This is a genomic window from Pseudonocardia cypriaca (genome assembly GCF_006717045.1).
GTDB classification, from domain to species: domain Bacteria; phylum Actinomycetota; class Actinomycetes; order Mycobacteriales; family Pseudonocardiaceae; genus Pseudonocardia; species Pseudonocardia cypriaca.
Window position 1 is genome coordinate 1,983,943 of record NZ_VFPH01000002.1, and the last position, 24,690, is coordinate 2,008,632.

Annotated in this window: 23 protein-coding genes; 13 read left to right on the plus strand and 10 right to left on the minus strand. The window is 72.9% G+C overall.

The features are described from left to right. Positions 1 to 59 precede the first annotated feature (59 nt). Complete coding sequence (locus FB388_RS26935; protein WP_142104931.1) at positions 60 to 1,460, plus strand: cytosine permease; 1,401 nt, start codon at positions 60 to 62, stop codon at positions 1,458 to 1,460. Positions 1,461 to 1,511: 51 nt separating this feature from the next. Here FB388_RS26935 and FB388_RS26940 read toward each other — a convergent pair whose 3' ends face one another. Next, complete coding sequence (locus tag FB388_RS26940; RefSeq protein WP_142104932.1) at positions 1,512 to 1,742, minus strand: hypothetical protein; 231 nt, start codon at positions 1,740 to 1,742, stop codon at positions 1,512 to 1,514. Positions 1,743 to 2,046: 304 nt separating this feature from the next. Between FB388_RS26940 and FB388_RS26945 the strand changes: the two genes are divergently transcribed. From FB388_RS26945 to FB388_RS26960, 4 genes are read left to right on the plus strand one after another with little or no spacing between them, the layout of a single operon-like run. Continuing rightward, complete coding sequence (locus FB388_RS26945; RefSeq protein WP_142104933.1) at positions 2,047 to 3,036, plus strand: methionine ABC transporter ATP-binding protein; 990 nt, start codon at positions 2,047 to 2,049, stop codon at positions 3,034 to 3,036. Continuing rightward, a complete protein-coding gene (locus tag FB388_RS26950; RefSeq protein WP_246122444.1) occupies positions 3,033 to 3,737 on the plus strand; it encodes a methionine ABC transporter permease in 705 nt (234 codons plus the stop codon). Before FB388_RS26945 ends, FB388_RS26950 begins: the two co-directional genes overlap by 4 nt. A gap of 17 nt (positions 3,738 to 3,754) precedes the next feature. Then, positions 3,755 to 4,588 (plus strand): MetQ/NlpA family ABC transporter substrate-binding protein, encoded by an 834-nt coding sequence (locus FB388_RS26955; protein WP_142104934.1) that lies wholly within the window; start codon positions 3,755 to 3,757, stop codon positions 4,586 to 4,588. A 44-nt stretch (positions 4,589 to 4,632) separates the two neighbouring features. After that, positions 4,633 to 5,625, plus strand: a complete 993-nt coding sequence (locus FB388_RS26960; RefSeq protein WP_142104935.1) for an ABC transporter substrate-binding protein — start codon at positions 4,633 to 4,635, stop codon at positions 5,623 to 5,625. A gap of 1 nt (position 5,626) precedes the next feature. On the opposite strand, the gene FB388_RS26965 is transcribed toward FB388_RS26960, so the two are convergent. Next, positions 5,627 to 5,806 (minus strand): hypothetical protein, encoded by a 180-nt coding sequence (locus tag FB388_RS26965; RefSeq protein WP_142104936.1) that lies wholly within the window; start codon positions 5,804 to 5,806, stop codon positions 5,627 to 5,629. Positions 5,807 to 6,340: 534 nt separating this feature from the next. Here FB388_RS26965 and FB388_RS40040 point away from each other — a divergent pair. Then, positions 6,341 to 7,744 carry an HNH endonuclease signature motif containing protein gene (locus FB388_RS40040; protein WP_211362231.1) on the plus strand — a complete coding sequence of 468 codons (1,404 nt, stop codon included), beginning with the start codon at positions 6,341 to 6,343 and terminating at the stop codon, positions 7,742 to 7,744. 334 nt (positions 7,745 to 8,078) lie between these two features. Here FB388_RS40040 and FB388_RS26975 read toward each other — a convergent pair whose 3' ends face one another. Beyond that, positions 8,079 to 9,674: a non-homologous end-joining DNA ligase LigD gene (locus FB388_RS26975; protein ID WP_142104937.1), complete on the minus strand. Its 1,596-nt coding sequence runs from the start codon at positions 9,672 to 9,674 to the stop codon at positions 8,079 to 8,081. An 18-nt stretch (positions 9,675 to 9,692) separates the two neighbouring features. Continuing rightward, positions 9,693 to 10,691 (minus strand): sigma-70 family RNA polymerase sigma factor, encoded by a 999-nt coding sequence (locus tag FB388_RS26980; RefSeq protein ID WP_246122445.1) that lies wholly within the window; start codon positions 10,689 to 10,691, stop codon positions 9,693 to 9,695. A 112-nt stretch (positions 10,692 to 10,803) separates the two neighbouring features. On the opposite strand from FB388_RS26980, the gene FB388_RS26985 reads away from it, so the two are divergent. The 3 genes from FB388_RS26985 to FB388_RS26995 all read left to right on the plus strand — a co-directional run bounded on the left by FB388_RS26985 (position 10,804) and on the right by FB388_RS26995 (position 13,764). Further along, complete coding sequence (locus FB388_RS26985) at positions 10,804 to 12,276, plus strand: MFS transporter (RefSeq protein ID WP_211362232.1); 1,473 nt, start codon at positions 10,804 to 10,806, stop codon at positions 12,274 to 12,276. A gap of 82 nt (positions 12,277 to 12,358) precedes the next feature. Then, entirely contained in the window at positions 12,359 to 13,147 is a 789-nt protein-coding gene (locus FB388_RS26990) for a PP2C family protein-serine/threonine phosphatase (protein ID WP_142104939.1), read from the plus strand. 236 nt (positions 13,148 to 13,383) lie between these two features. Next, the gene (locus FB388_RS26995; RefSeq protein WP_142104940.1) at positions 13,384 to 13,764 is read left to right on the plus strand and encodes a hypothetical protein; all 381 of its coding nucleotides are present in this window, start codon (positions 13,384 to 13,386) and stop codon (positions 13,762 to 13,764) included. Between the two features lie 89 nt (positions 13,765 to 13,853). Here FB388_RS26995 and FB388_RS27000 read toward each other — a convergent pair whose 3' ends face one another. Further along, positions 13,854 to 14,456 carry a TetR/AcrR family transcriptional regulator gene (locus FB388_RS27000; RefSeq protein ID WP_142104941.1) on the minus strand — a complete coding sequence of 201 codons (603 nt, stop codon included), beginning with the start codon at positions 14,454 to 14,456 and terminating at the stop codon, positions 13,854 to 13,856. 122 nt (positions 14,457 to 14,578) lie between these two features. On the opposite strand from FB388_RS27000, the gene FB388_RS27005 reads away from it, so the two are divergent. Both FB388_RS27005 and FB388_RS27010 read left to right on the plus strand, forming a co-directional pair. Next, entirely contained in the window at positions 14,579 to 15,310 is a 732-nt protein-coding gene (locus FB388_RS27005; RefSeq protein ID WP_142104942.1) for an SDR family NAD(P)-dependent oxidoreductase, read from the plus strand. A gap of 46 nt (positions 15,311 to 15,356) precedes the next feature. Continuing rightward, on the plus strand, positions 15,357 to 16,640 hold the full coding sequence (locus FB388_RS27010; RefSeq protein ID WP_211362233.1) for a D-arabinono-1,4-lactone oxidase: 1,284 nt from the start codon (positions 15,357 to 15,359) through the stop codon (positions 16,638 to 16,640). A gap of 18 nt (positions 16,641 to 16,658) precedes the next feature. Here FB388_RS27010 and FB388_RS27015 read toward each other — a convergent pair whose 3' ends face one another. Together FB388_RS27015 and FB388_RS27020 are read right to left on the minus strand one after the other, a co-directional pair. Continuing rightward, positions 16,659 to 17,144: an STAS domain-containing protein gene (locus FB388_RS27015; protein ID WP_142104944.1), complete on the minus strand. Its 486-nt coding sequence runs from the start codon at positions 17,142 to 17,144 to the stop codon at positions 16,659 to 16,661. Positions 17,145 to 17,220: 76 nt separating this feature from the next. Further along, positions 17,221 to 17,940, minus strand: coding sequence for an IspD/TarI family cytidylyltransferase (locus tag FB388_RS27020; protein WP_142104945.1), 720 nt, complete (start codon positions 17,938 to 17,940; stop codon positions 17,221 to 17,223). Between the two features lie 224 nt (positions 17,941 to 18,164). Between FB388_RS27020 and FB388_RS27025 the strand changes: the two genes are divergently transcribed. Next, positions 18,165 to 20,279 carry an LCP family protein gene (locus tag FB388_RS27025; RefSeq protein WP_142104946.1) on the plus strand — a complete coding sequence of 705 codons (2,115 nt, stop codon included), beginning with the start codon at positions 18,165 to 18,167 and terminating at the stop codon, positions 20,277 to 20,279. 7 nt (positions 20,280 to 20,286) lie between these two features. On the opposite strand, the gene FB388_RS27030 is transcribed toward FB388_RS27025, so the two are convergent. Both FB388_RS27030 and FB388_RS27035 read right to left on the minus strand, forming a co-directional pair. Next, complete coding sequence (locus FB388_RS27030; protein ID WP_142104947.1) at positions 20,287 to 21,000, minus strand: response regulator; 714 nt, start codon at positions 20,998 to 21,000, stop codon at positions 20,287 to 20,289. Continuing rightward, positions 20,997 to 22,571 carry a sensor histidine kinase gene (locus tag FB388_RS27035; protein WP_142104948.1) on the minus strand — a complete coding sequence of 525 codons (1,575 nt, stop codon included), beginning with the start codon at positions 22,569 to 22,571 and terminating at the stop codon, positions 20,997 to 20,999. Before FB388_RS27035 ends, FB388_RS27030 begins: the two co-directional genes overlap by 4 nt. A 142-nt stretch (positions 22,572 to 22,713) precedes the next feature. Here FB388_RS27035 and FB388_RS27040 point away from each other — a divergent pair, with 142 nt between their 5' ends. Further along, on the plus strand, positions 22,714 to 24,057 hold the full coding sequence (locus FB388_RS27040) for a cation:dicarboxylate symporter family transporter (protein ID WP_142104949.1): 1,344 nt from the start codon (positions 22,714 to 22,716) through the stop codon (positions 24,055 to 24,057). A gap of 46 nt (positions 24,058 to 24,103) precedes the next feature. Here FB388_RS27040 and FB388_RS27045 read toward each other — a convergent pair whose 3' ends face one another. Then, on the minus strand, positions 24,104 to 24,682 hold the full coding sequence (locus FB388_RS27045; protein WP_142104950.1) for a short chain dehydrogenase: 579 nt from the start codon (positions 24,680 to 24,682) through the stop codon (positions 24,104 to 24,106). Between the last annotated feature and the right edge of the window lie 8 nt (positions 24,683 to 24,690).

Genomic DNA, 24,690 nt, shown 5'->3' on the forward strand with positions numbered 1-24,690 from the left:
CTCCTGCGCTGCCCTGGCCCTGATTCCCTTGGCTCCTCGTCGCACAGAGAGGCGTCACCGTGGCCGCTACCCGAACGACCGAGCAGACCGAGACCGTCCCCTTCGACGCGCACGGCATCGACCCGATCCCACCGTCGAGCCGCGACTCGACGCCGTGGGAGCAGTTCTGGATCTGGGCGGGAGCGAACATCGCACCGATCAACTGGGTGCTCGGCGCGCTGGGCGTCACGCTCGGGCTCTCGCTGGTCGAGACGCTGGTCGTGATCGCGCTCGGCAACGTCGCCGGCTGCGCGGTGTTCGGCCTCTTCAACGTGATCGGCCACCGGACCGCCGTGAACCAGATGGTGCTCGGGCGAGCGCCGTTCGGGATCCGGGGCGCGGTCGTCCCCGGCGTCGTGCAGGGCCTCCTGACCATGGCGTGGGTGGGCGTGAACACCTGGGTGGTGCTCGACCTCGTGCTCGCCGTGCTGGCCCGGATGGGCGTGCACGGTGGTGTCGGCCTGGAGTACTCCGTCGCCGCCGTGATCATGGTCGTGCAGCTCGCCCTCGCCCTGTACGGCTTCTACGCGATCCGCACGTTCGAGAAGTACACGGTGCCGGCGACCGTCGTCGTCATGATCGTGATGACGGTGCTCGCACTCGCGCAGACCGACGTCGACTGGACCGGCAGCAGCGCGCCCACCCCCGGCGACAAGCTCACGGCCGTCACCCAGCTCCTCACCGCCATCGGTGTCGGCTGGGGCATCTCGTGGGTGCCCTACTCGGCGGACTACAGCCGTTTCGTCCGGCCGCAGGCATCCGGACGCTCGGTGTTCTGGGCGTCCGCGCTCGGCATGTACGTGCCGACGGTGTGGCTGGCCGCGCTCGGCGCCTGCCTCGCGAGCGCGGGGAGCGGCGGCGACCCGTCCGACCTCGTGGTGAGCACGTTCGGCGTGATGGCCGTCCCCGTGCTGTTGCTGATCATGCACGGGCCGGTCGCGACGAACATCCTCAACCTGTACTCCTGCTCACTGGCCGCGCTGACGATCGGGATCCGCGTCGCGCGGTGGAAGCTCACGCTCGTGGCCGGGGTCGTCGCGTCGGCCGTGCTCGTGGTGTTCGTCCGCGCCGACAGCTTCGCCCACGCCTTCGACCAGTGGATGGTGTCGATCCTGGTGTGGATCAGCCCGTGGGCGGCGATCGTGCTCGTCGACTTCTTCGTGCTCCGCCGCGGCCGCGTCGACGTGGCCGGGCTCTACGCCCCCGCCGAGCGCTCCCCCTACGGCTCGGTGCGCCCCGCGGCGCTGTGCGCGCTCGGACTCGGGCTGGTCGCGGGGTGGAGCTGGCAGTACGGGCTGGTGCCGCTCATGCAGGGCCCGATCGCACGGGCCTTGGGCGGCACGGACTTCTCATGGCTCTCCGGGAGCCTCGTCGCGGGCGGGCTGTACTGGCTGCTGGCGGTGCGGTCGCGCCGGGCGTGAACGGATGTCGGCCCGTCGGCGCGCTCGCGTCGACGGGCCGGATCGGTGTTCTCAGCTGCTGAGGCGCCGGGCCAGCATCTGCTTGCCCTGCTCGGCCCCCTTGCGGCTCTCGGCCTGGGCGCGGCGGAAGAACTCGGCGAGCTCGTCGTCGCCCTCGCGCTCCGCGTCCTGCACGTAGGTCTCGAGGCGCAGAGCGTTGCTCAGGCACGCCTCGGTGAACCAGATGACGTTGTAGTCCTTGTCCTTCGTGCCGGTGACCTGTCCGGTCTCGGTCGTGGACATCGTGTCGATGCCTCCTCCTCCTGGTCGGGTGTCCGGTGGCTAGGACGTACCCGCTGCGCGGGGCGGCACACGTGCGGTGCGGCGTCGCCTGTCGTCGATCACACAGGCCCGTGACTTGCGCGTTCATCTTTCCCACGGGTTGACTGGTGCCGTCATGACCTCCGCCGCCCCCGCCCGCCTGCTGACCCGCCGTCGCGTGGTCGACCAGTGCCGGCGCACCGCGACGGGCTGTCGAGCCCGCGGCTGAGCACACCACTCGTTCCCCACCGGCGCCCGCCGGTCTGTCGGCGCGCCTGGAGCACCCGTGATCACGGTCGAGAACCTGACCAAGAACTTCCCCGGCCGGGGCGGCCCCGTCCGCGCCCTCGACGGCGTCAGCCTGGACGTGCCCGCCGGCACCGTCTGCGGTGTCGTCGGGCCGAGCGGCGCGGGCAAGTCGACGCTGGCGCGCTGCATCCCGCTGCTGGAGCGGCCGGACTCCGGCGCCGTCCGCGTGGACGGCACCGACCTCGTCCCGCTGCGGGGCGCCGCCCTGCGCGACGAGCGCAGGCGGATCGGCGTGGTCCCGCAGGGCGACTCGCTGCTGCGGCAGCGCTCGGTGTCCGGCAACGTCGCGCTGCCGCTCGAGGCCGCCGGCGTCGGCCGGGCCGACCGCAACAGGCGGGTCGGCGAGCTGCTGGAGCTGGTCGGGCTCGCCGACAAGGCCGGGGCGTTCCCGGACCAGCTCTCGGGCGGGCAGCGCCAGCGCGTCGCCGTCGCCCGCGCGCTCGCCGCCCGCCCGCGGGTGCTGCTGGCCGACGAGCCGACCTCGGCACTCGACCCGGCCACCACGGCGTCCGTGCTCGACCTGCTCGAACGAGCCCGCGCCGAGCTGGGCGTCACCGTCCTGGTGGTCACCCACGACATGGCCGTGGTGCGGCGGATCTGCGCCACCGTGGCAGTGCTGGACCACGGGCGCGTCGTCGAGCACGGCTCCGTGCTCGACCTGGTCACCCAGCAGGGCAGCCGCACCGCCGCGGCGCTGCTGCCGGCGATCGACGACGCCCCCAGGTCGGGGCACGCGGTCGTCGCCGACGTCGTGCTCACCGGGGACGCGGCGACCGGTCCGCTGCTCACCGCGACGGCCACGGAGCACGGCGCCGACCTGGTGCTGCTCGGAGGTGGCTTCACCGACCTCGCAGGCGTGCCCGTTGCGCGGTTCCGGATCGGGCTGGACGGTGCCGGCGCCGACGCCGCACTGGCCGCGCTCGGCGCCGCCGCGCAGAGCGTGAGCGTGACGGAGGTGGTGGCGTGAACGTCCTCGTGCTCGCTCAGCGGCAGCCCACCGAGTGGTCCGAGGTGGTGGAGCTGCTCGTGCCCGCCACCGGCGAGACCCTCTACATGGTCGGGGTGTCGACGCTGCTCGCCGCGGTGTTCGGCATCCCGCTCGGGGTGCTGCTGCACCTCACCGCGCCCGGCGGGCTGCACCCGCGCCCGACCGTGCACCGCGTGCTCGGCGCGATCGTCGACCTCGGCCGGGCGATGCCGTTCCTCGTGCTGCTCGTGCTGCTCCTGTCGGTCACGCGGTTTCTGGTGGGCTCCACCATCGGGCCGACCGCGGCGATCGTCCCCCTGGCGGTCGGCGCCGTCCCGTTCGTCGGGCGGCTCGTGCAGAACGTGCTCGCCGAGGTGCACGTCGCGGTGGTCGAGGCGGCCGTCACGACCGGCGCCGGCACGTTGAAGATCGTCCGCAGCGTCCTGCTGCGGGAGTCGGTGCCTGCGCTGATCGGGGCGATCGGCGTCACCGCCATCGCGCTCGTCGGCTACTCCGCGATGGCGGGGGTGGTCGGCGGTGGCGGGCTCGGCGACGTCGCCGTGCGCATCGGCTACCAGCGGTTCGACGACCGCGTGCTGTGGGCCACCGTGATCGTCCTCGCGGTGCTCACCTCGCTCATCCAGCTCGGTTTCTCCCTCGCGTCCCGGCGGCTCGACCGCCGCCGGCACGCATCAGCCTGATCCGGAAAGGACCCCCGATGCGACTGCGTTCCGCCGTCGTCTCCACCGTCGCCGCGCTCGCGGCCGTCGTCACGCTCGCCGCGTGCGGCGGGAGCGCTCCCCAGCAGGCCCCGGCGCCCGCCGACCCGGCCGCTGCCCTGCGCGTCGGCGTCTCCCCCACCCCGCACGGCCAGATCCTGCGCTACGTCGCCGAGCAGCTCGCCCCCGCGCGGGACCTGAAGATCGACGTCGTCGAGTTCACCGACTACGTGCAGCCCAACACCGCGCTCGTCGACGGCTCGCTGGACGCGAACTACTTCCAGACCGTGCCGTACCTCGACGAGTTCAAGTCGACGAGCGGGGCCGACCTGGCCTGGATCGCGCCGGTGCACGTGGAGCCGCTCGGGCTCTACTCCCGCAAGGTGACCGACCTCGCCGCGCTACCCGACGGCGCCACCATCGGCATCGCGAACGACGCCACCAACGAGGCGCGTGGCCTCCGGCTGCTCGCCGCCAACGGCCTGATCACGCTCGAGCCGGGCTCCGACACGACGGCCACCCCGCGCGACATCGCGACCAACCCGAAGAACCTGCAGTTCAGCGAGCTGGAGGCGGCGCAGCTTCCGCGAAGCCTCGAGGACACCGACGCCTCGGTGGTGAACGGCAACTACGCGATCGACGCCGGCCTGAGCCCCGCCGACGACGCACTCGTGCTCGAGTCGGCGGAGAACAACCCGAACGCCAACGGCCTGGTCACCCGCAGCGAGCTGCAGGCCGACCCGCGGATCACGACGCTGGCCGAGCTGCTGCAGTCCCAAGAGGTGAAGACCTACATCCAGCAGAACTTCGCGGGAGCGGTGATCCCGGTCTGACCGGTACAAGTTAGGCTTCCCTCAGTTGCAGAGAGGGAGGCTCGATGAGGCGGATCGCGGCGGCCGGGGCGCTGGTACTGGCGCTGGTGGCGGGATGCGGTGGCGCGCCCGGCACGGGGTCGACCGGCCCCGGTAACACGGACGTGGCCACCGGCGGCCGGCTCTTCTCCACCGCCGACGAGGCGACGGCGAAGCTGGGCGCCGACGCCGCCCCGGGCGTGTTCCCGCGCACGATCACCCACGCCCGGGGCACCACCCGGCTCGAGCGGAAGCCCGAGCGGGTGGTCGTGCTCGACACCGGCGAGCTCGACGCGGTGCTCGCGCTCGGCATCGTCCCGGTGGGCAGCGCCACCCCGAACGGCATCGTCCCCTCGTACCTGCAGCCGCAGCTCGCGGGCAGCACGAACGTCGGCTCGCTCGACGGGCTGCGACTGGAGGCGATCGCCGCGCTCGATCCGGACCTCATCCTCGGCAGCCAGCTCCGGGTCGACGCGCTGTACGACCAGCTGTCCGCGATCGCCCCGACCGTGTTCTCCATCCGGCCCGGGTTCCCGTGGAAGGAGAACCTGCTGCTCGCGGGCGCGGCGCTCGGCGAGGAGACGAAGGCCACCGAGCTGCTCAACGACTACCAGCGCCGCGCCGACGCCATCCGGGCGCGGTTCACGCAGCCCCCCACGATCTCGCTGCTGCGGTTCATGCCCGAGCGCATCCGGCTCTACGGCAACCTGTCGATGATCGGCGTCGTCCTGAAGGACGTCGGGCTCCCCCGCCCGGCCAACCAGAACATCGAGGAGCTGGCCGCCGAGATCTCCCCGGAACGGATCTCGGAGGCCGACGCCGACTGGGTCTTCTACTCCAGCTACGGCCCGAAGGACGGCACGGCCGAGGGTTCGGTGGTCGGCGGGGAGCTGTGGAAACGCCTCGGCGCCGTGCAGCGCGGCACCGCACGCCCCGTGGACGACGAGGTGTGGTTCCTCGGCCTCGGCCCGATCGGCGCCACCCGCGTGCTCGACGACCTGCAGGCGTTCCTGGCCTGAATCACGGCTCGTCGTCGGCGTCCGTCTCCTCCCCGAGCGGCTCGTCGCCCACGATCTCCAGGTAGGTGTCGACCTCCTCCGGTGACGGGTCGGTGCCCACCGACTCGGCGTATGCCTCGGCCCGCTCGGGGTCGTGCTCGAAGCCGGGATCGGCCTGCGGGGGCGCATCGGGTCCGGTCATCACCGTCTCCTCGTGATCGATCGTGATGGTTCCGACGCTGTACCCCGGGTGCGACGACGTAGACCTCATCGACGCAGCCGCTTCTCGAACTCGCCGCCGCCACCTGGCACAACCGCGCCACCGGCCAGCCAGTCAGCCGATCCCTGATCGTCTACGACCATGGCTTCTTGCGGTTGGCGCGCCGTTCCCGGCTCGGAACGGAAGGCGTCGGGCCCAGCTCCTGCTTCGCGTGAATCCACGGGCTCACGTCGGCCTATTGCGTGGCGTAGTGGCTGGTTTGGCATAACTACCGAATATTGTGGTTGCTCTGGCGGCCGTCCCCGGCGCGGGGGCACGCCTGTTCTGGACGAGCCCGTCTCTGCCGAGTGGGCGGGGACTGTCCTGTGGTGCCGAATCCGTTCCCCGTGATCACCAGGATGTGACTGCTTTCGTCGCGTTCCGCGGAACGTCTGCTGCCTGGAATTGTCGGACCCCCGTGCCATTCTGGACTTGCAAATTGATCCGACTCTGGGGGTTTTCGTGTCCGTCGCCGCTGTGACTTCGCTGCCGACTCCGCTGCAGGCCCTGCCCACCTCCGCCCTGGAATCGGAACTGCTGGGTCTGGCCGGGCACATCGCTGCTGCGGAATGTCGGTTCCTGCAGCTGCTGGCCGAGTTCGACGACCGAGGCGGATGGTGCGGGGACGGGATCCGCTCGTGCGCGCACTGGCTGTCCTGGCGGGCCGGGATGAACCTGCGCACCGCCGTCGAGCACCTGCGGGTCGCGCACGCCCTGCAGCACCTGCCCGGCATCACCGAGGCGTTCGCCGCCGGCCGGGTGTCCTACTCGAAGGTTCGGGCGATCACCCGAGTCACCGGGTCCGATACCGCCACCCTGACCCGGATCGCCGCCGACATCGCCGCCGGCGCCTCGGAGTTGCGGCACACCGCGGTCGCGGACCCGCAGACCGCGGAACGGGTGCTGCTCGACGTGGCCCTGTCCGGCACCGCCAGCCACGTGGAGACCGTGGTGCGGGCCGTGCGGCGCCGCCACACCCCACCCGAAGACCTGGCTGCCCGCCGATCCCTGACCTGGCAGTGGGACGAGGACGGCTCCCTGATCCTGCGCGCCCGGCTCACCCCCGACGACGGGGCCACCCTCATCGCCGCCATCCAGGCCCTGGCACCGGTCTCTACTCCGGTGCGCCATCCGGTCCCGCCCGCACCGCAGGACCTGGACCAGCAGGCCCGCGAACACGAACCCGGCCCAGCCGCCGACCGAGTGGCCGCCCGCCGGGCCGATGCCCTGCTCACCCTGGTCAACCGGAAGGGGGGAGGGAAGGAGGCCGGGCCGGTGGTCGAGCGCGGGCAGGCGCAGGTGATCGTGCACCTGGACGCCACCACCGGTACCGCCCGCCTGAACGACGGTCCCGAGCTACCCGATGCCACCGCGCAGCGGCTTTCCTGCGACGCCCGCGTCCAAGTGCTGCTCAACGATCGGGAGGGCAACCGGCTGTACCTGGGCCGCTCCCGCCGCCTGGCCACCCCGGCCCAGATCGCGGCGTTGACCGTGCGCGACGGGGCGGGCTGCCGGTTCCCCGGCTGCACCCACACCCACTACCTGCACGCCCACCACGTGCAGCACTGGCTGCACGGCGGACCCACCGACGTCGACAACCTGGTCATGATCTGCAGCTTCCACCACCGCCTGATCCACGACCACGGCTACCACATCCAATGGGCCTCGGGCCGCTGGGAGTTCAGCCGCCCCGACGACACCCCCATCCCCACCATCGCACCACCGTTGACCGGCAGCAGCGAAAGCCTGATCGAGATGCACACCCGCGCCCGCCTACGGATCACCCGCACAACCCTCACCCCCGACTGGTACGGCGAACGCCTCAACCCCGAACCCATCCTCGACGCCCTGCTACCCCGCCGAATCACAACCGCGGCGTGAGCAGCACCCACTGCGTTCCGCGGAACGCGGTCAGCAGCTCGAGGTAGACGTGAGCGGGGGCGCCGAGTCGACCCAAGGCGAAACGGGACCACAGGACAGTCCCCGCCCACCCGGCAGAGACGCACTCGTCCAAAACAGCCGTGCCCCCGCGCCGGGGACGGCCGCCAGAGCAACCACGAAATTCGGTAGTTATGCCAACCGGACCACCTTCCGAACCGGGCGAGCTCGATCGGACTGGTGCGAATGCACCGGAAGCCTGAAGGTGGAGTGGCGGCGGGGACAACAGGGTGCCGGGAACGGCGCGCCAACCGCAGCCGATCCCCGACCAGGCGCCCTAGAGCTCCGGCAACCGCTGCGGCCGGCCGATGAGCTCGGCGAGCGGGTCGCCCGCCTCCCGCACCCGGTCGAGAACGGTGCGGATCGTCCAGCGGTCGGGACGCAGGTCGGGGTCGTCGAGCTCGTCCCACGTGATCGGGACGGAGACCGGGGCGCCCGGCGCGGGCCGGGCGCTGTACGGCGCGATCAGCGTCTTGTTGATCGCGTTCTGGGTGTAGTCGAGGCGGGCGAGGCCGCGGCGGCGGTCCTTGTGCCACTCCCAGCTGATCATGTCGGGCACGGTGCGCCCGATCGCCCGGGACACCTTCTCCACCCAGCCGCGGGTGTCGGCGAACGTGTAGCCGTCTGCCACCGGCACCCAGATCTGCACGCCGCGCTTGCCCGTCACCTTCGGCGCAGCGGCGACGCCGAGGTGCTGCAGCGCCGTGCGGTAGAGGCGGGCGAGCACGAGCACGTCGTCGAACGAGCTGCGGTCACCGGGGTCGACGTCGATCAGGGCCCACGTCGGCTCGTGGACGTCCGGCAGCCGGGATGTCCACGGGTTGAGCTCGACCGCACCCCAGTTCGCCATCCAGACCAGCGCGGCGACGCTGTCCACCACGCCGTAGCAGACCGTCTCGCCGGGGTCGGCCTCCTCGTTGCGCCACTGGGTGAGCCACTCGGGCGCGTAGTCGGGCATCTCCTTGTGCCAGAAGCCGGGCTTGTGGACGCCGTCGGGATAGCGGTGCAGGTTCACCGGGCGGTCGTGGAGGAACGGGAGCATGTACGGGGCGACCTGGGCGTGGTAGCGGACGAAGTCGCGCTTCGTCACCGGCGGCTCCCCGTCCCGGGCGGGGAAGAGCACCTTGTCCAGGTTGGTGAGCTGCACCTCGAGGCCCTGCACGGTCCAGCGGCCCTTGCGACGCAGCGCGTCGAGGGCGGCCAGCTCGTCGGGGGTCGGCGGGTCCCAGGTCGGAGGCGTGCGGCCGATGGCGACGGCGGCCTCGGCGGCGGGGCGGTCGCTGCGCCACAAGGCGTCCGGTTCGGCGGCCACCTCGTCGTTGGTGCGGCCGCTCTTGACCGACCGCGGGTGCTCCTCGGGGTCCCAGCCGGCCACGGCGTGCTCGTCGTTCTTGTGCAGCATCAGCCACTGCTCCTTGCCCGACCGGTCCCGGCCCGTGCGGACCAGCACGAACCGGCCTGCGAGCTTCTCGCCGTGCACGTCGAAGTGCAGCTCGCCGTCCGCGACGGCCGCGGCCGGGTCGTCGGTGCGCGCCGGCTCCCACGTCCCCCAGTCCCAGACGACGACGTCCCCGCCGCCGTACTCGCCGCGCGGGATGATCCCCTCGAAGTCGAAGTACTCGACCGGGTGGTCCTCGACGTGGACGGCCAGCTGCCGGGCCTTCGGGTCGAGCGACGGGCCCTTCGGTACCGCCCAGCTCACCAGTACGCCGTCGATCTCGAGCCGGAAGTCGTAGTGCAGCCGCCGCGCCCGGTGCCGCTGCACGACGAACCGCCCGCTGCCCGGCCCGGCCGCTGCACCCGCCGGCTCGGGCGTCGCGGCGAAGTCGCGCATGGATCGGTAGGTGGCCAGCCGGTCCGCCTGGTCCGTCATGCCCGTCGAGTACCCCGATCAGCTCTCCCGCAGCACGGGTGCCAGGCCGAACACCGGGAACAGGCCGGGGTCCAGGAATGCGACGACACCCGCGACGGCGCCCGGCACCAGCTGCAGAACGTGCACCCCGTGCGCCCGCAGCAGGCCGTCGGCGTCGCGGTGGTAGGCGGCGAAGGCCGGGCAGCCGTTGGCGCGGGTGGCGACCATCCAGACGTCGCCCGGCCCGCCCGGGCACTGCGCCCGGATCAACGCGGTGATGGCGTCGCGTCCGCGCACCCACACCGGGTGCGGCGGCATCTCCCAGGTGGCGTCGGCCGTGAGCAGCCGCGAGAGCGCGGCCATGTCGGCCCGCTCGAACGCCTCCGCGTACCGATCGAGCAGGGCCCGCTGCTGCGGGTCGTCCGGCTCGACCACCGCGTCCTCCGCCGGCGCCACGGCGGCCACCTGCGCACGGGCGCGTTGCAGCGAGCTGTTGATCGCGGCCGACGAGGTGCCCAGGAGCTCGGCCACCTCGGAGGCGCGCCATCTCAGCACGTCGCGCAGCAGCAGCACCGCCCGTTGCCGCGGCGGCAGGTGCTGCAGTGCGGCCACGAGCGCGAGGCGCAGGCCGGCCCGAGCCGCGACGACCGATGCCGGATCCGACCTGTCCGACACGTCGAGCGCGTCGGGAAGGGGCTCCAGCCACGTCGAGTCGGACAGCTCGGCGAGCGGGCCGTCGATGTCGTCGGCTGGACCGCCGAGCCCCGCCGGCAGCGCCCGCCTGCGCCCGCGCTCGATCGCGGTGAGGCACGTGGTCGTCGCGATCCGGTGCAGCCACGTGCGCAGTGACGACCGCCCCTCGAACCTCGGATAGCCCCGCCACGCCCGCAGGTAGGTCTCCTGGACCAGATCCTCGGCGTCGTGCACCGAGCCGACCATGCGGTAGCAGTGCTCGAGCAGCTCGCGCCGGTACGGGTCGGCGAGCCGGGCGAACTCCGCGCGGTCCCGGACGGGTGGGGTGATCGGTGCGGCGGTCACACCGGTACAGACCTCGCCGCGCGGCGGAACTCATCGCGATGAGTCCCGCACCGCTCGCGTGTCAGTCCCGATGGAGGCACCGAACCGCGGTGCCGCATCGCTCGGAGGAACCGTGGACCACCACCCCGCGACCAGCGCGCCGCGCGGCGAGCCCGCGCTCGACCCGCGCCGCTGGCAGGCGCTCGCCCTGCTCGGCACGGCCTTCTTCATGGTCATCCTCGACTCCACGATCGTGCTCACCGCCATCCCGTCGATGCAGGCGGAGCTCGGGCTCCCCGTCGAGGTCGTGCAGTGGGTGCTCACCGGGTACGCGCTCGCGTTCGGCGGTCTCATGCTGCTCGGCGGCCGGGTGGCCGACCTGTGGGGCAGGCGGCGGGTGTTCGTCACCGGGCTCGCGCTGTTCGGGTTGTCGTCGCTGGCCTGCGGCCTCGCCTGGACCGCAGGCGTGCTGCTCGCGGCCCGGGCCGCGCAGGGCGTGTCCGCGGCGATCATGGCCCCGACCGCACTCTCCCTGGTGATGACCACGTTCCGGGAGGGCGCGGAACGCAACAAGGCGCTCGCGGTCTGGGGTGGGCTCGGCGGCGTCGGCGCCACAGCCGGGCTGCTGGCCGGTGGCCTGGTCACCGCCGCGCTGGGCTGGGAGTGGGTGTTCTTCCTCAACGTGCCGATCGCCGCCGTGCTCATCGCGCTGTGCCCGGTGCTGCTGCGGGAGAGCCGCGACCCCAGCGCACCGCGGTCCGTCGACGTCGCGGGCGCGGTCACGGTGACCGGCGCGCTGGTCCTGCTCGTGTACGCGGTCGTCACCGCACCGGAAACCGGGTGGGCGAGCCTGCGCACGATCGGGCTGCTCGTCGCGGCCGCGGTCCTGCTCGGGCTGTTCGTGCTGATCGAGGCGCGGGCGAAGGCACCGCTGGTGCCGCTGCGGGTCTTCCGGCTCCGCACCCTCGTCGCAGGCAACGTCGTGCTGTTCACCGTCGGGCTGACGCTGGACGGGATGCTCTTCCCGCTCACGCTCTACGCGCAGCAGGTGCTGGAGTACTCCCCGCTACAGGCAGGCCTGCTGTCCGCGGCAATGACCGTGACGTCGATCGCCGGAGCGTTCGGCGGGCAGGCGGTCGTGGCCCGGATCGGCCTGCGCCGGCTCGCGGTTGCCGGGATCGTGCCGATCGTGGCGGGATGCGTGCTGCTGCTCGGCGTCACCGCGGACGGCAACCCGCTCGTGCAGGTCGTGCCCGCGATGCTGGTCTTCGGCGCGGGCCTCGGCGCCGCGTTCGTGGCCTGCCAGATCGCGGCGCTCGCCGGCGTGGCGGAGGAGGAGTCCGGGCTCGCCGCCGGCCTGATCGACACCTCCTTCAACCTGGGCAACGCGATCGGCATCGCGATCGCGACGTCCGTCGCCGTGCTGGGCGCGGCCGCGGCGCAGCTCGCCGATCCGGGCATCGACCCCGATGCCGCGCTCACCGACGGCCTGCGGGCCGCGTTCGGGATGACCGCGGTGGCCGCCGCGCTCGCCCTGGTCGCCGCGCTCGTCCTCCTGCCGCGCACGGCTGCCGGCGGCGGAACCGCCGCGCCGGTGCGGCAGTAGTCCTACCTGCAGCGATCTGCGCGCTACTCTGCGTTGCGGCTCGGTCGTCCGGCCGGGACGACAACCGGTGCTGGGGGGCGCGATGGCGGAGCCGGAAGGCACGGACCGGGTCGAGACCGACCTCGACGTGGTCGCCGGCGTCACCGACCGTGGCCACGTCCACGAGCGCAACGAGGACGCGATGGCGCTCGGCCGGTTGCCCGGCGGGACCGTGGCCGCCGTCGTCTGCGACGGGGTGTCGACGTCGGTCACGCCCCAGCACGCCTCCCGGACGGCCGCCGACACCGCGCTCGACGTGCTGCTGACCAGCAGCGCCCCGCTCCTGGAGCGCATGGACGGCGCCGTGCGCGCCGCCGCGTCCGGGGTGGCGACGCAGGGCCGCACAGGTGACCCGCACGCGCCGTCCTGCACCCTCGTGAGCGCGCTGGCGCGACCGGGCGAGATCACCGTCGGCTGGATCGGCGACAGCCGCGCCTACTGGCTCGCCCCGCCCGACTCCGCCGAGCCGGCCCGCCTCGTGACGGCCGACCACTCCTGGGCTGCGCAGATGGTGGCCGCGGGCGTGCTTGACGAGACGGCGGCGATGCGCGACCCGCGGGCGCACGCGATCACCCGCTGGCTGGGTGCCGGTGGCACGGCGGAGGCGGAGGTCGCCACGCTGCACCCCTCGGTCCACGGAGCACTCCTGCTCTGCACCGACGGGTTGTGGAACTACCTTCCCGACGCGGCCGACCTCGCCGCCGTCGCGCTCCCGGAGCTCGCCCGCGGCGGCCCGATCGCAGCCGCGGAGGCGTTGACGGCGCTCGCCCTCGAAGCGGGCGGTCGCGACAACATCACCGTTGTCGTGATCCCGGTCCATCCAGGTGAATGACCGTCACAGCGCGTGACCAGCACGCGCGCCGAGCGCATTGAAGCCGGATCGACGGCAACCCGAAAGTGGGCGTAACCAAACGCAGAGTGCGCGATTCACCCGATGGTATTACGTGATTTGTTTCGCTCCAGCGTGGCCGCTAACTTTTTCTTCAGTCAGCGAGGCTCCCCGTCATTGACGCTGACCATGGATGGGTTGGCTCCGGTCGACTCCGGACACGCAACAGGAGATGAACTGTGCTGAAGAAGGCTGGAATCATCGTGGCCACGGCCGCTGCTGGTCTGCTCGCGGTCAGCCCGCTCGCCTTCGCCGGCGACGACCACGGCCGGACTCACGTCGACGGCGTCAGCAGCGTCGACCAGTCCAACGACGGCGGCCTGCTCAACCTCGGCGGCAACAACATCGCCGTCCCGGTGAACGTGTGCGACAACCAGGTGCCGATCAACGTCCTGGGCGTCCAGGTGCCGCTGAACGACACCTCCGTCCTCGCCGAGCTGACCGGCGCGATCGGCCTGCTGAACAGCGACACCGACGCCGACAACGACGGCGACAACACCGTCGACGACTCCTGCAGCGCCGCCGCGAAGTCCGGCGACAGCGCCTCGGTCGACGACTGATCTCGTAGCACGGATCGCGAGAACGGCGCCGGACCTTCGGGTCCGGCGCCGTTTTTGCATTTCCGGTCCCGCCCACATCACCGTGGTGATCAGGGCCAGCTCGGCGCCGGTTCGGGCAGCGGAGCGGCACCCTCGGCGCGCAGGCCGTCGAAGATGATGGCGAGGTATCGCCGCCACAGGTCTGGCGCCGGATCGGGCAGGAAACCGGCCGCGTGAACCGGTGCACAAATGAGCAGGAATACGTCGGTCCCGGTGATGTCGGGTCGGACGGCGCCCGACTCGCGGGCCCGCTCGACCAGCGATCCGATGCTCGCATGCAGCCGGTTGCGGAGTTCGGCCACCATCGAGTCGCCCTCGCTGACCGTCTGCAGGAACGTCAGGTCCTGTTGCTGCAGCCCCTCCGCGGCCACGGTCAGGAACTCCAGCAGCGCCGCCCCGGGGTCGGCCGAGTCCAGCAGTCCTCGGGCGACGGCGGTGAGCGCGGCGAAGTGGCCGCCGACGATCGCCGCGATCAGCTCCTCCTTCGTGGCGAAGTGCCGGAAGACGGTGCCCTTCGCCACACCCGCCCGGCGCGCGATGTCGGCGATCGAAGCGTCCATACCCCGCTCTGCGAACTCCTCCTCGGCCGCGGCGAGAAGCAACTCGCGGTTGCGTGCCGCGTCTGCGCGCAGGGAACGAGCAGGCGTCGTCACGCGCACGATCCTAGCAAGTTGACCGCCCGGTCATCTTGTGGTTGTCTGCCCGAGTCAACATGACCAATCGGTCATCTTACGGTTCATGAAGCGACCGGAATCAGGTCTCGGGAGGAACACCGATGGAACTGCGCGGCGCCACAGCCCTCGTCACCGGCACGAACCGCGGGATCGGCCGCCACTTCGCCATCGAACTGCTGCGACGCGGGGCGAAGGTCTACGCCACCGCCCGCCGTCCCGAGCTCGTCGAGATCCCCGGCGCCGAGCTGCTGCGCCTGGACATCACCGACCAGGCCTCCGTCGACGCCGCTGCCGCGGTCGCCACCGACGTCGACGTTCTGATCAACAACGCCGCGTTCACCGCCGGCGGGAGCCTCGTCGCCGGTGATCTCGACGCGATCCGGCAGGTGATGGACTCGAACTACTACGGCACCCTCGCCATGATCCGGGCGTTCGCCCCCATCCTGGCCCGCAACGGCGGTGGCGCCATCCTCAACGTCCTGTCGGCCGCGGCCTGGACGACCGTCGACGGCAACACCGCATACGCCGCCGCGAAGTCCGCGGAGTGGGGCCTGACCAACGGTGTCCGGATCGAACTCGCCGGCCAAGGAACCCTCGTCGCCGCCCTCGTCCCCGGGCTCGTGGCCACCGAGACGCTGAAGGACTTCGTGAGGAACGCCGGGCTCGTCATCCCCGACGACGCGATGATCGAACCGGCCGACCTCGTGCGGCTCGCCCTGGACGGGCTCGAGGCGGGCGAGGTCGAGATCCTCGACCGTCTCGGGGCCGACGCGAAGGCGGCCCTCGCCGGTCCTCCGCGCGCCTTCGACCTGGCCGCCGTCGCCGGCTCGTGACCGTCTTCGCTGACATCTCGGGCCCGGCCCCGGAATCCTGCTCGGCGTGACGTGGATCAACTGGGCCGGTGACGAACGGTGCAGCCCGGCCGTCGTCGCCCGGCCGGGCTCGGTCGAGGAGCTGGCCGCCGCGGTGCGGCAGGGCACCGCGGGCGAGCGGACCGTGCGCGTGGCCGGCGCCGGCCATTCCTTCGGCGACCTCGTCGCGACCGACGGCGTGTTGCTGCAGCTCGACGGGCTCGCCGACGTACTCGATGTGGACCGGGCGGCCGGTCTGGTGCGGGTGGGGGCCGGGATCCGGCTGCACGCCCTGAACGCCGCCCTCGACGCGCTCGGGCTGGCGCTGCCCAATCTCGGCGACATCGACCGCCAGAGCGTGGCGGGCGCGATCTCCACCGCAACCCACGGCACCGGCGCGCGGCTGGGCAACCTCGCCACGCAGGTCGAGGAGCTGGAGCTCGTCCTCGCCGACGGGGGCGTGCTGCACTGCGCCCCGGGCAGCGACGAGCTGCGCGCCGCGCGGGTGGGCCTCGGCGCCCTCGGCGTCATCGCGAGCGCGACGCTGCGGGTGGTGCCCGCGTTCCGCCTGCGTGCCGAGGACCGGGCGCGCCCGCTCGAGGAGACCCTGGCGCGGCTCGACGAGCTCGCCGACGGCAGCGACCACTTCGAGTTCTACGTCTTCCCGCACTCCGACCGGGCCCTGACGCGCACGAACACCCGCACGGGCGCCCCGGCGGCCCCACGGGGCCCGCTGCGCCGCTTCCTGGACGAGGAGCTCGTGCCCAACGACCTCCTCGGCGCGGTGTGCCGGCTCGGCAGGCGGTTCCCGGCCGCGATCCCGCGGCTGAACCGGCGGGTGGCGGCGGCGTTCAGCGGGAGCGTGCGGACGGACGTGAGCCACCGGGTGTTCACGAGCCCCCGGCGGGTGCGCTTCACCGAGATGGAGTGGGCACTACCCCGCGCGGCGTGCGTGCCGGTGCTTCGGGCGGCCGTGCGCGCCGCGGTGCGGCACGTCATCAACTTCCCGATCGAGGTGCGCTTCACGGCTGCCGACGAGGAGTCGTTCCTGAGCCCGTCATGGGCGCGCGACACCGCCTACGTGGCGGTGCACGCGTTCGAGGGCATGCCGTGGGAGCCCTACTTCCGGGAGGTGCAGGCCGCGGCGCTCGACCACGAGGGGCGCCCGCACTGGGGCAAACGTCATCTCCTCGACGCCACCGGCCTCGCGCCCCGGTACCCCGCGTGGGGCCGCTTCCAGGCCGTGCGCGACCGCCTCGACCCGGGCCGCCGGTTCACCAACCCGCACGTGGCGCGCGTGCTGGGCAGCTGACGTTCCCGGAGCGCCGGGTCAGCCCGCCAGTGACGTGTCGGGGCGGGTCTCGCTCTCGTCCTCGAAGGCCGGGGCCGACATGCACGGCCAGCCGTGGCTGCTGCGCGGCCGCCCGACGGCCGCCACCACCGCCGGCCGCGCTGCCAGCTCCCGCTCCGCGGTCTCCACGGTGGGGAACGTCGAGAACTCGCCGAGCGCAGCGGTGATGCCGGTGGGCAGCAGCGGCTCCCGCGCGCTCACACCCGTCAGGTGCAGGCGGGTCCCTGCGGCGCGGGCCCCGTCCCGCGCCCGGACGAGCGCACCGAAGTCGTCGGTGGCGAAGAAGCTGACCTCGCCGAGATCGATCACCAGGTTCCCGGAGCTGCCGGGGCGGGCGACCTGCGTGGCCACCAGGCCCGCCAGCCGCCCCACGGTCGCCCGGTCGAGCACTCCAGCCACCCGCACGACACGCAGACCGGGGGAGCAGACCTCCACCGACACCTGTGCCCCGTCGAAAAGCGCCACCGCACCCTCCCGCCGCCTCTGACCCGTTCTGATCAGCGGATACCCGGCAGCCGGACGATCACACCTGTTGCGTCGATCACCCGATCGGGGCGGCGTGTTCCGCGACCAGCAGGTCGTGCGCGTAAGTGATCTTGATGTTGCGTTCGTCGCCCGGCACCCACCGGATGGGCAGCTCGGGGGCGAAGCGCTCCATGCAGGAGGCGGTGTCGGTGCCCACGAACCCGCGGCGGGCGGCCTCCTCGTACGCCGCGAGGAGGGGCACGGCGCGGAAGGCCTGTGGGGTCTGCACGGCGACGAGTCCCTCGGGTGACGGCCCGGCGAGCCCCGCGCCGTCGGCCGCGGCGGCCGCGAGGTCGTCCCGCCGGAGCCCCGGCACCGCTCCCCCGTGGGCGCGCGCCGCGGCCAGCACCGACGACGCGAGCTCCCGCCCGGCGAGCGGGCGCGCGGCGTCGTGCACGAGCACCGCGTCGATCTCCCCTCCGTCGATCCGCGCGGCGAGCCGCCGCAACCCGGCCAGCTCGGACTCCTGCCGGGTGCGCCCCCCGACGACGACCTCGACGCCACCCGCGGTGTGCTCGGCCAGCACCTGCTCGGCGAGCGGCCGGTCCGGCTCGCGCACCACCAGCACGATCGCACCGACCTCCGGCATGCCGGTGAACGTGGCGAGCGACCAGGCGAGCACGGGCCGCCCGCGCAGCGGCAGGTACACCTTGTTCCGCTCGGCGCCCAGCCGCGTGCCGCTGCCGCCCGCCAGCACGACGGCGGCAGCGCGCTGACCGAGTGACGACGACTCCACGGCGCAAGTGTGCCGGAATCCCCGCCTTCGGCCCGATCGGTCCGTATCGTCGTCACGAGTGGCCCGGGACGGCCGTCACCGCCGCAGCCACCGGTAACGGACAGGGAGAACCGCTCGAATCCCCCACCCGACGAGGTGCGCGCGGTGCCTGCGATCACTCGCAGTAGGCTCCGGCGGATTCTTCGTCCCGCCGCCGGAAGGACCGACCGTCAGAGGGGGTGCGCATGACCGACGACAAACAGCGCGTGCCCGACCGCGACCGCGCGACGCCTCCCCCGCGGCAGGCGCCGCGTCCGCCGGTCCCCCGTCCGCAACCGCAGCGCCAGCAGCCGCCGCGCCAGCAGCCTCCGCGGCAGCAACCACCGGGGCAGGCCCGCCAGCAGCCGGCGCCTTCGGCCCGCCGGTCCGACCGCAGCCACCGGGCCGTGCCGCCATCGCGCAACCCGCAGCCGCCGCGGCCCGTTGCGCCGTCCGACCCCACTCGCGCACTGCCGACGACGCACCGGCCTCCGCGGCCCCGTGAGGTCGACCCGGCCACGAGCCCCGTCCCCCGGCCCACCCCGGCCGGCCCGCGCCCCGGCGCCCCGCCCCGCGGGCCGCAGCCGAGATCCGCCGCGGCGGCGCGCGCCGCCGTCACCACGGCCCTGCCCACATCGCCTGCGGCAGATCTCCTCGACGACCCGGAGCCCCCCACCGTCCGCAACGGGACGCTCCCCCCGACGCGCCCCCCCGTTGTGCATGCACCCACGCGGCCTCGTCCCGAGGCCCCGCCCACGACTCCGGCCAGGAAGCAGGCGAAGGCCCCCGCACCGGCCCGCGAGGTCGAGGAGGAGGCGGCGGAAGAGCGGCCGCAGCGTTCCTTCGGCACGGCGCTCGCCGCCGCGGCGGTCTCCACCCTTGCGCCCGGTTCGGGCCACCTCCTGCTGCACCGCACCCGCACCGGCGGCGTGATCCTCGGCACGTTCCTGCTGGTCATCGCCGTGCTGGTGATCCTGGTGCTCACGTCCGACACCGCGCAGCTGCTCGAGACGGCGCTGTCGTCCAACGTGCTCGTCATGGCCACCGTCGGCTGCGTGGTGGCTGCCGTCGCCTGGGTCGCGGTGATCGTCCGGGCCTACCTGATCGGCCGCCCACAGGGGCTCGGGGTCGCCCGGCAGTCGGTCGGGGCGCTCACGGTCCTCGCGCTCTGCCTGGTGGTGGCCGCACCACTCGGGTTCGGCGCCAACCTGGCCAACTCGCAGCGCACGCTGCTCAACGACCTCTTCACCGGCGGCGGCGGCACGTCGGCCGCGGAGGCCATCGCGAAGCCGAAGCTGAACATCCTGCTCGTGGGCAGCGACGCCGGCCCGGACCGCAAGGGCGCACGCACCGACACGATGATGGTGGCCAACTTCGACACGAAGACCGGCCGCACCGTCCTGTTCGCGCTGCCGCGCAACATCGAGTTCGCCCAGTTCCCGCCGGATTCCCCGATGGGCGAGGAGTTCCCGGACGGCTTCCACAACCCGTCCGAACCGGGGGCGGGCGACTACCTGCTCAACGCCGTCTACGCGTGGGGGCTCACGCACCCGAAGCTCGCACCCTCGGGCCCGACGTCCGACCCTGGTCTGAACCTGCTCCACCAGACCATCTCGTACATGCTCGGCCTGCAGCTCGACTACTACATCGAGGTCAACATGGCCGGGTTCGCGTCGATCATCGACGCGCTCGGCGGCCTCACCGTCGACGTCGGGCCGGAGCGCCTCCCGGTCGGTGGGATCACGCCGAGCGGGCGGCACGTGAAGCCCGACTACTACATCGAGCCCGGTGTCCAGCAGCTGTCCGGCGAGCAGGCCCTCGCGTTCGCCCGCTCGCGCACCAACTCCTCCGACTACGCCCGCATGGGCCGCCAGCGCTGCCTGCTGCAGAACATCGTGAGCCAGAAAACCCCGGCGGACATCCTCACCAACTTCCAGGGCGTCGCATCGGCCACCACCAACAGCGTGTCGACCAACATCCCGCAGGGCGTCCTGCCCGCTCTCGCCAAGCTCGCGGGCACCGTCACGCTGGAGAGCGTGTCGTTCGACCCGAGCCTCCCGGACCCGTCCACCAGGGACGGCCACTTCAGCACCGGCGACCCGAACTTCACCTACATGCGCCGGGTGGTGCAGGACGCCATCAACCGTCCCGCGGCCCCGCCCACTCCCGCCGCCGCCGCGGCGTCGGCCCCCACCACCCGCGCGAGGGACGGCGACGACGAGGAGTCGACGGGCAAGAGGACCAAGGAGAAGGACGAGGAGAAGGACGACGAGTCGGAGGTCGTCTCGGCCGCCCCCACGCCGCTGGCGGGCTCCTGCTGACTCCTCGTCAGCCCTCCCCCACCCCGGACGTCCCGCGGGGGCGCCACCGGTACTCCGTCTGCGGCCTCCCGGTGGGCCCGTAGCGGGCGGTGCGCTCTGCGAGGCCGGTCTCCACCAGGTACTCCAGGTAGCGCCGGGCGGTCACCCTCGAGGAGCCGACGGCGTCGGCCACCTCGGCGGCGGTTCGCCCGGCGGTGCCGTCCGGCGCCGCGCCTTCGAGGGCCGCGCGGACGGCGTCGAGCGACTCGCGGCTCACTCCCTTCGGCAGCCCGCCCGCCTCCGCGGGAGCGCGCAGGCGCCCGAACAGCTCGTCGACGTCGTCCTGGGCCACCACGGGCCCGGCGCCGAGCCGTTCCCGGTACTCGAGGTAGCCCTCCAGCTTGCGGCGCACCGCGCTGAACGTGAACGGCTTCACCAGGTACTGCGTGGCACCGAACGCGACGGCGGCCTGCACGACGGCGACGTCCCGGGCCCGCGTCACCATGATCACGTCGGTGGTGTGGCCCGCCGCCCGCATCCGGCGCAGCACCTCGAGCCCGTTCGTGTCGGGCAGGTGGACGTCGAGCAGGACCAGGTCGACGGGGGTGGCCGCGAGCGCGCGCAGCGCGTCTGCCCCGGACGCGGCGCTCGCGGCGACCGTGAAACCCTGCACGCGCTCGACGTAGGAGACGTGAGCGGCTGCTGCCACGGGGTCGTCCTCGACGACGAGGGTGCGGATCACGCCCGCACCAGCGGCAGCCGCACGGTGAACTCGGCCTTACCGGACAGCTGGACCGCGCCGCCGTGGCGCTGGGCCGCCCGGCGCACCAGGGCGAGCCCCAGCCCGCGCCCCATGCCGTCGTGCGGCTTGGTGCTGTACCCCCGCTCGAAGGCCCGCTCAGCGTCCTCGGGCGCGATCCCGGGGCCGCTGTCGCTGATCCGCAGCTCCACCGCGTCGTCGTCGACGCCCGCGCCGAACCGCACCCACCGCGGCTCCGCGCCGTCCTGCGCGGCGTCGATCGCGTTGTCCAGCAGGTTCCCGACGATCGTGACGAGGTCGCGCGGGTCGGCGAGCCCGGCGGGCACGTGGGTGCCGTCCTCCAGGCGCAGCTCGACACCCCGCTCACCCGCCGCGGCCGCCTTACCGACCACCAGCGCCGCCACCTCGGGCACCGCGATCCCGGACACGACGGCGTCGGTGAGGTGCTGGGCGGTCTCGAGCTCCGCTGCGGCGAACTCGAGGGCCTCGTCGGCCCGGCCGAGCTCGATCAGCGAGATGACGGTGTGCAGCTGGTTGGCCGCCTCGTGGGCCTGGGCGTGCAGCGAGTCGGCGAAGCCGCGCACCGTCTGCAGCTCGCTCACCAGCCGGCGCAGCTCGGTGTGGTCCCGCAGGGTGACGACCGTGCCGAGGTACCGCCCGCCCCAACGCGCCGCGCCCTGGCTCACCACCACGATCCGGTCGGCCGTCAGGTGGATCTCGTCGTCGCGGGGCAGCCCTTCGGCGAGCGCCTCGCCGAGTGGCGCCGGCAGCCCGATCTCGTCCACCCGGCGGCCGCTCACGTCGGCCGGGAGCGCCAGCAGCCTGCGCGCCTCGTCGTTCACCAGTTGCACCCGGCAGTCGCGGTCGAGCAGCAGCAGTCCTTCGCGCACCGCGTGCAGCACGGCGTCGTAGTACTCGTACATCCGCGTCAGCTCGGCCGGGCCGAGGTCGTGGGTGGCGCGGCGCAGCCACCGGCTCACGAACCACGACCCGGCTGCTGCCAGCAGCAGCGCCACCGCGACGGCGGAGAGCACGAGCGGGACCTGCCGTTCCAGGTCGCGGGCCACTGCGGTGATCGACCGGCCCACCGAGACCAGGGCCACCACCCGCCCGCCGTCGAGGACCGGCACGACCGCGCGGACCGACGGACCGAGCGTGCCGGTGTAGGTCTCGGTGAACTGGTTGTCGCCCGCGGCCGCAGGCCCGATCGTCCCGACGAAACGGCGCCCGATCTCGGCGGGCGTCGGGTGCGAGAAACGGATCCCGTCGGGGGTCATCACCACGACGAAGTCGGTGGCGGTGTCGGCCCGCACCCGCTCGGCGAGCGGTTGCAGCACCGCGCTCGGGGCGGGGTCGTCGAGCGCGGCGAGCACCTCGGGCGACGCGGCGAGCGTGTGGGCGATGCTGAGCATCTCCTCCGCGGTGGCGGCCCGTTCCGCCTCCCGCAGCTGCAGCCAGCTGGCGCCGGCCAGCCCGATCAGCACGACGCCGGCGATCGCCGCCTGCAGCGCGAACAGCTGCCGGGCGAGGCTCCATCCGCCTGCGCGCCCCATCGGCCGCTCCTCGCGTCGCACGAAATGAACAGAAGGGCGACGATAACCATCCCGCGCCGCATGCTCGCCGCGATGGTCACCGGTCAGCCGGTACCCCTGCAATCGCCTGAAATCGCCAGAGTCGTCGGCTTCGGAGGAACCCGTGACAGACACCAGCCCGCCACCCCGGCGGGATCGCACGCACTACCTCTACATCGCGGTGATCGTCGCGGTGCTCCTCGGCGTCGTCGTCGGCCTGGTCTCCCCCGACCTCGGCAAGGCGCTCAAGCCGGTCGGCACGGCGTTCGTCAACCTGATCAAGATGATGATCTCGCCGGTCATCTTCTGCACGATCGTGCTCGGCATCGGGTCGATCCGGCAGGCGGCGAAGGTGGGCCGCGTCGGCGGGCTCGCGCTCGGCTACTTCATCGCGATGTCCACCGTCGCGCTGGTCATCGGCCTCGTCGTGGGCAACATCGTGCAGCCGGGGATGGGCCTGGACGTCGGCGGCGCCGCCGGCTACGAGGCGCCGGAGGGCGAGTCGACGTCCGAGTTCCTCATGGGGATCATCCCCACGACGCTGTTCTCCCCGCTGGTCGGCGACAGCGTGCTCTCCACCCTGTTCGTGGCCCTGCTGGTCGGGTTCGCGGTGCAGGCGCTCGGCCGCTCCGGCGAGCCCATCCTGCGCGGCGTCAAGCACGTCGAGCGGCTCGTCTTCCGCGTGCTCGCCATGATCATGTGGGCGGCGCCGATCGGTGCGTTCGGCGCCATCGCCGCCGTTGTCGGCGAGACCGGCTGGTCGGCGATCGTCGCGCTGTTCCAGGTGATGCTCGGCTTCTACGTCACGTGCGCGCTCTTCGTGTTCGTCGTGCTGGGGCTGCTGCTGCGGTTCGTCGTCGGGATCAACATCTTCTCGCTGCTGCGCTACCTGGGCCGCGAGTTCCTGCTGATCGTGTCGACGTCGTCGTCGGAGTCGGCCCTGCCGCGGCTGATCGCGAAGATGGAGCACGCCGGCATCTCCCGGCCGGTCGTCGGCATCACGGTGCCGACCGGCTACTCGTTCAACCTGGACGGCACCGCGATCTACCTGACGATGGCGTCGCTCTTCATCGCCGACGCACTCGGCCGGCCGATGGCGATCGGCGAGCAGATCGGGCTGCTGCTGTTCATGATCATCGCGTCGAAGGGTGCCGCGGGCGTCACCGGCGCCGGGCTCGCGACGCTCGCGGGCGGCCTCGCATCGCACCGCCCCGACCTCGTCGACGGCGTCGGCATCATCGTCGGGATCGACCGGTTCATGTCCGAGGCCCGCGCGCTGACCAACTTCGCCGGCAACGCCGTCGCGACCGTCCTGATCGGCCACTGGGTCGGCGAGTTCGACCGCGAGAAGGCCGACCGCGTGCTGCGCGGCGAGGACCCGTTCGACGAGGCCACGATGCTCGACGACGCGGACGAGGCGCCTCGGACGTCCGCTCCCCAGCCGGAGAAGGCCGCCACCAGCGCCTGATCCCCCCAGAACGGCGCCCCGCCAACAAGCGGGGCGCCGTTCTGCGTCACCGGGCGGTGAGCGTGCTTCCCGTCATCGCGCCCTCCACCGCATCGACGTAGACCCGGGCCAGCACGTCCGCGGGGACGCCGCCGTCCTCGCCGACGGCAGCGAGGGTCTCGCGGACCCAGCCGGGGCTCACGACGTTCACCCGCAGACCGTCGGGCACCTCCGCGGGCGCCGCGTGGACGAACGCCTCGAGGCCCACGTTCACCAGCCGCCCGAACGTGCTGCCCGGAAGCGGGCCGTCGAACCGGCCGCCGGTCAGCGTGACCGAGCCGCTGAGCCTGCGGCGTGCGGCCGCACGAACCAGCCGCACCTGGCCCATCAGCTTCCCGTCGAGACCGGTGAAGAACTCGTCGTCGGACGGCGAGTCCAGCCGCGTCAGCGACCCGCTCACCGCGCAGCAGACCACGGCCCCGACGTCGGGGACGGTGTCGAACAGCGCCTCGATCGAAGCCGGGTCCGCCAGGTCCACCCGCAGCGGGCCGCGCCGCGCGGCCGCCACGACCTCGTGCCGTTCGCCCAGCGCCGCCGACACCGCCCGTCCGATGGTCCCGGTCGCGCCGATCACAACGATCTTCATGACGGGAG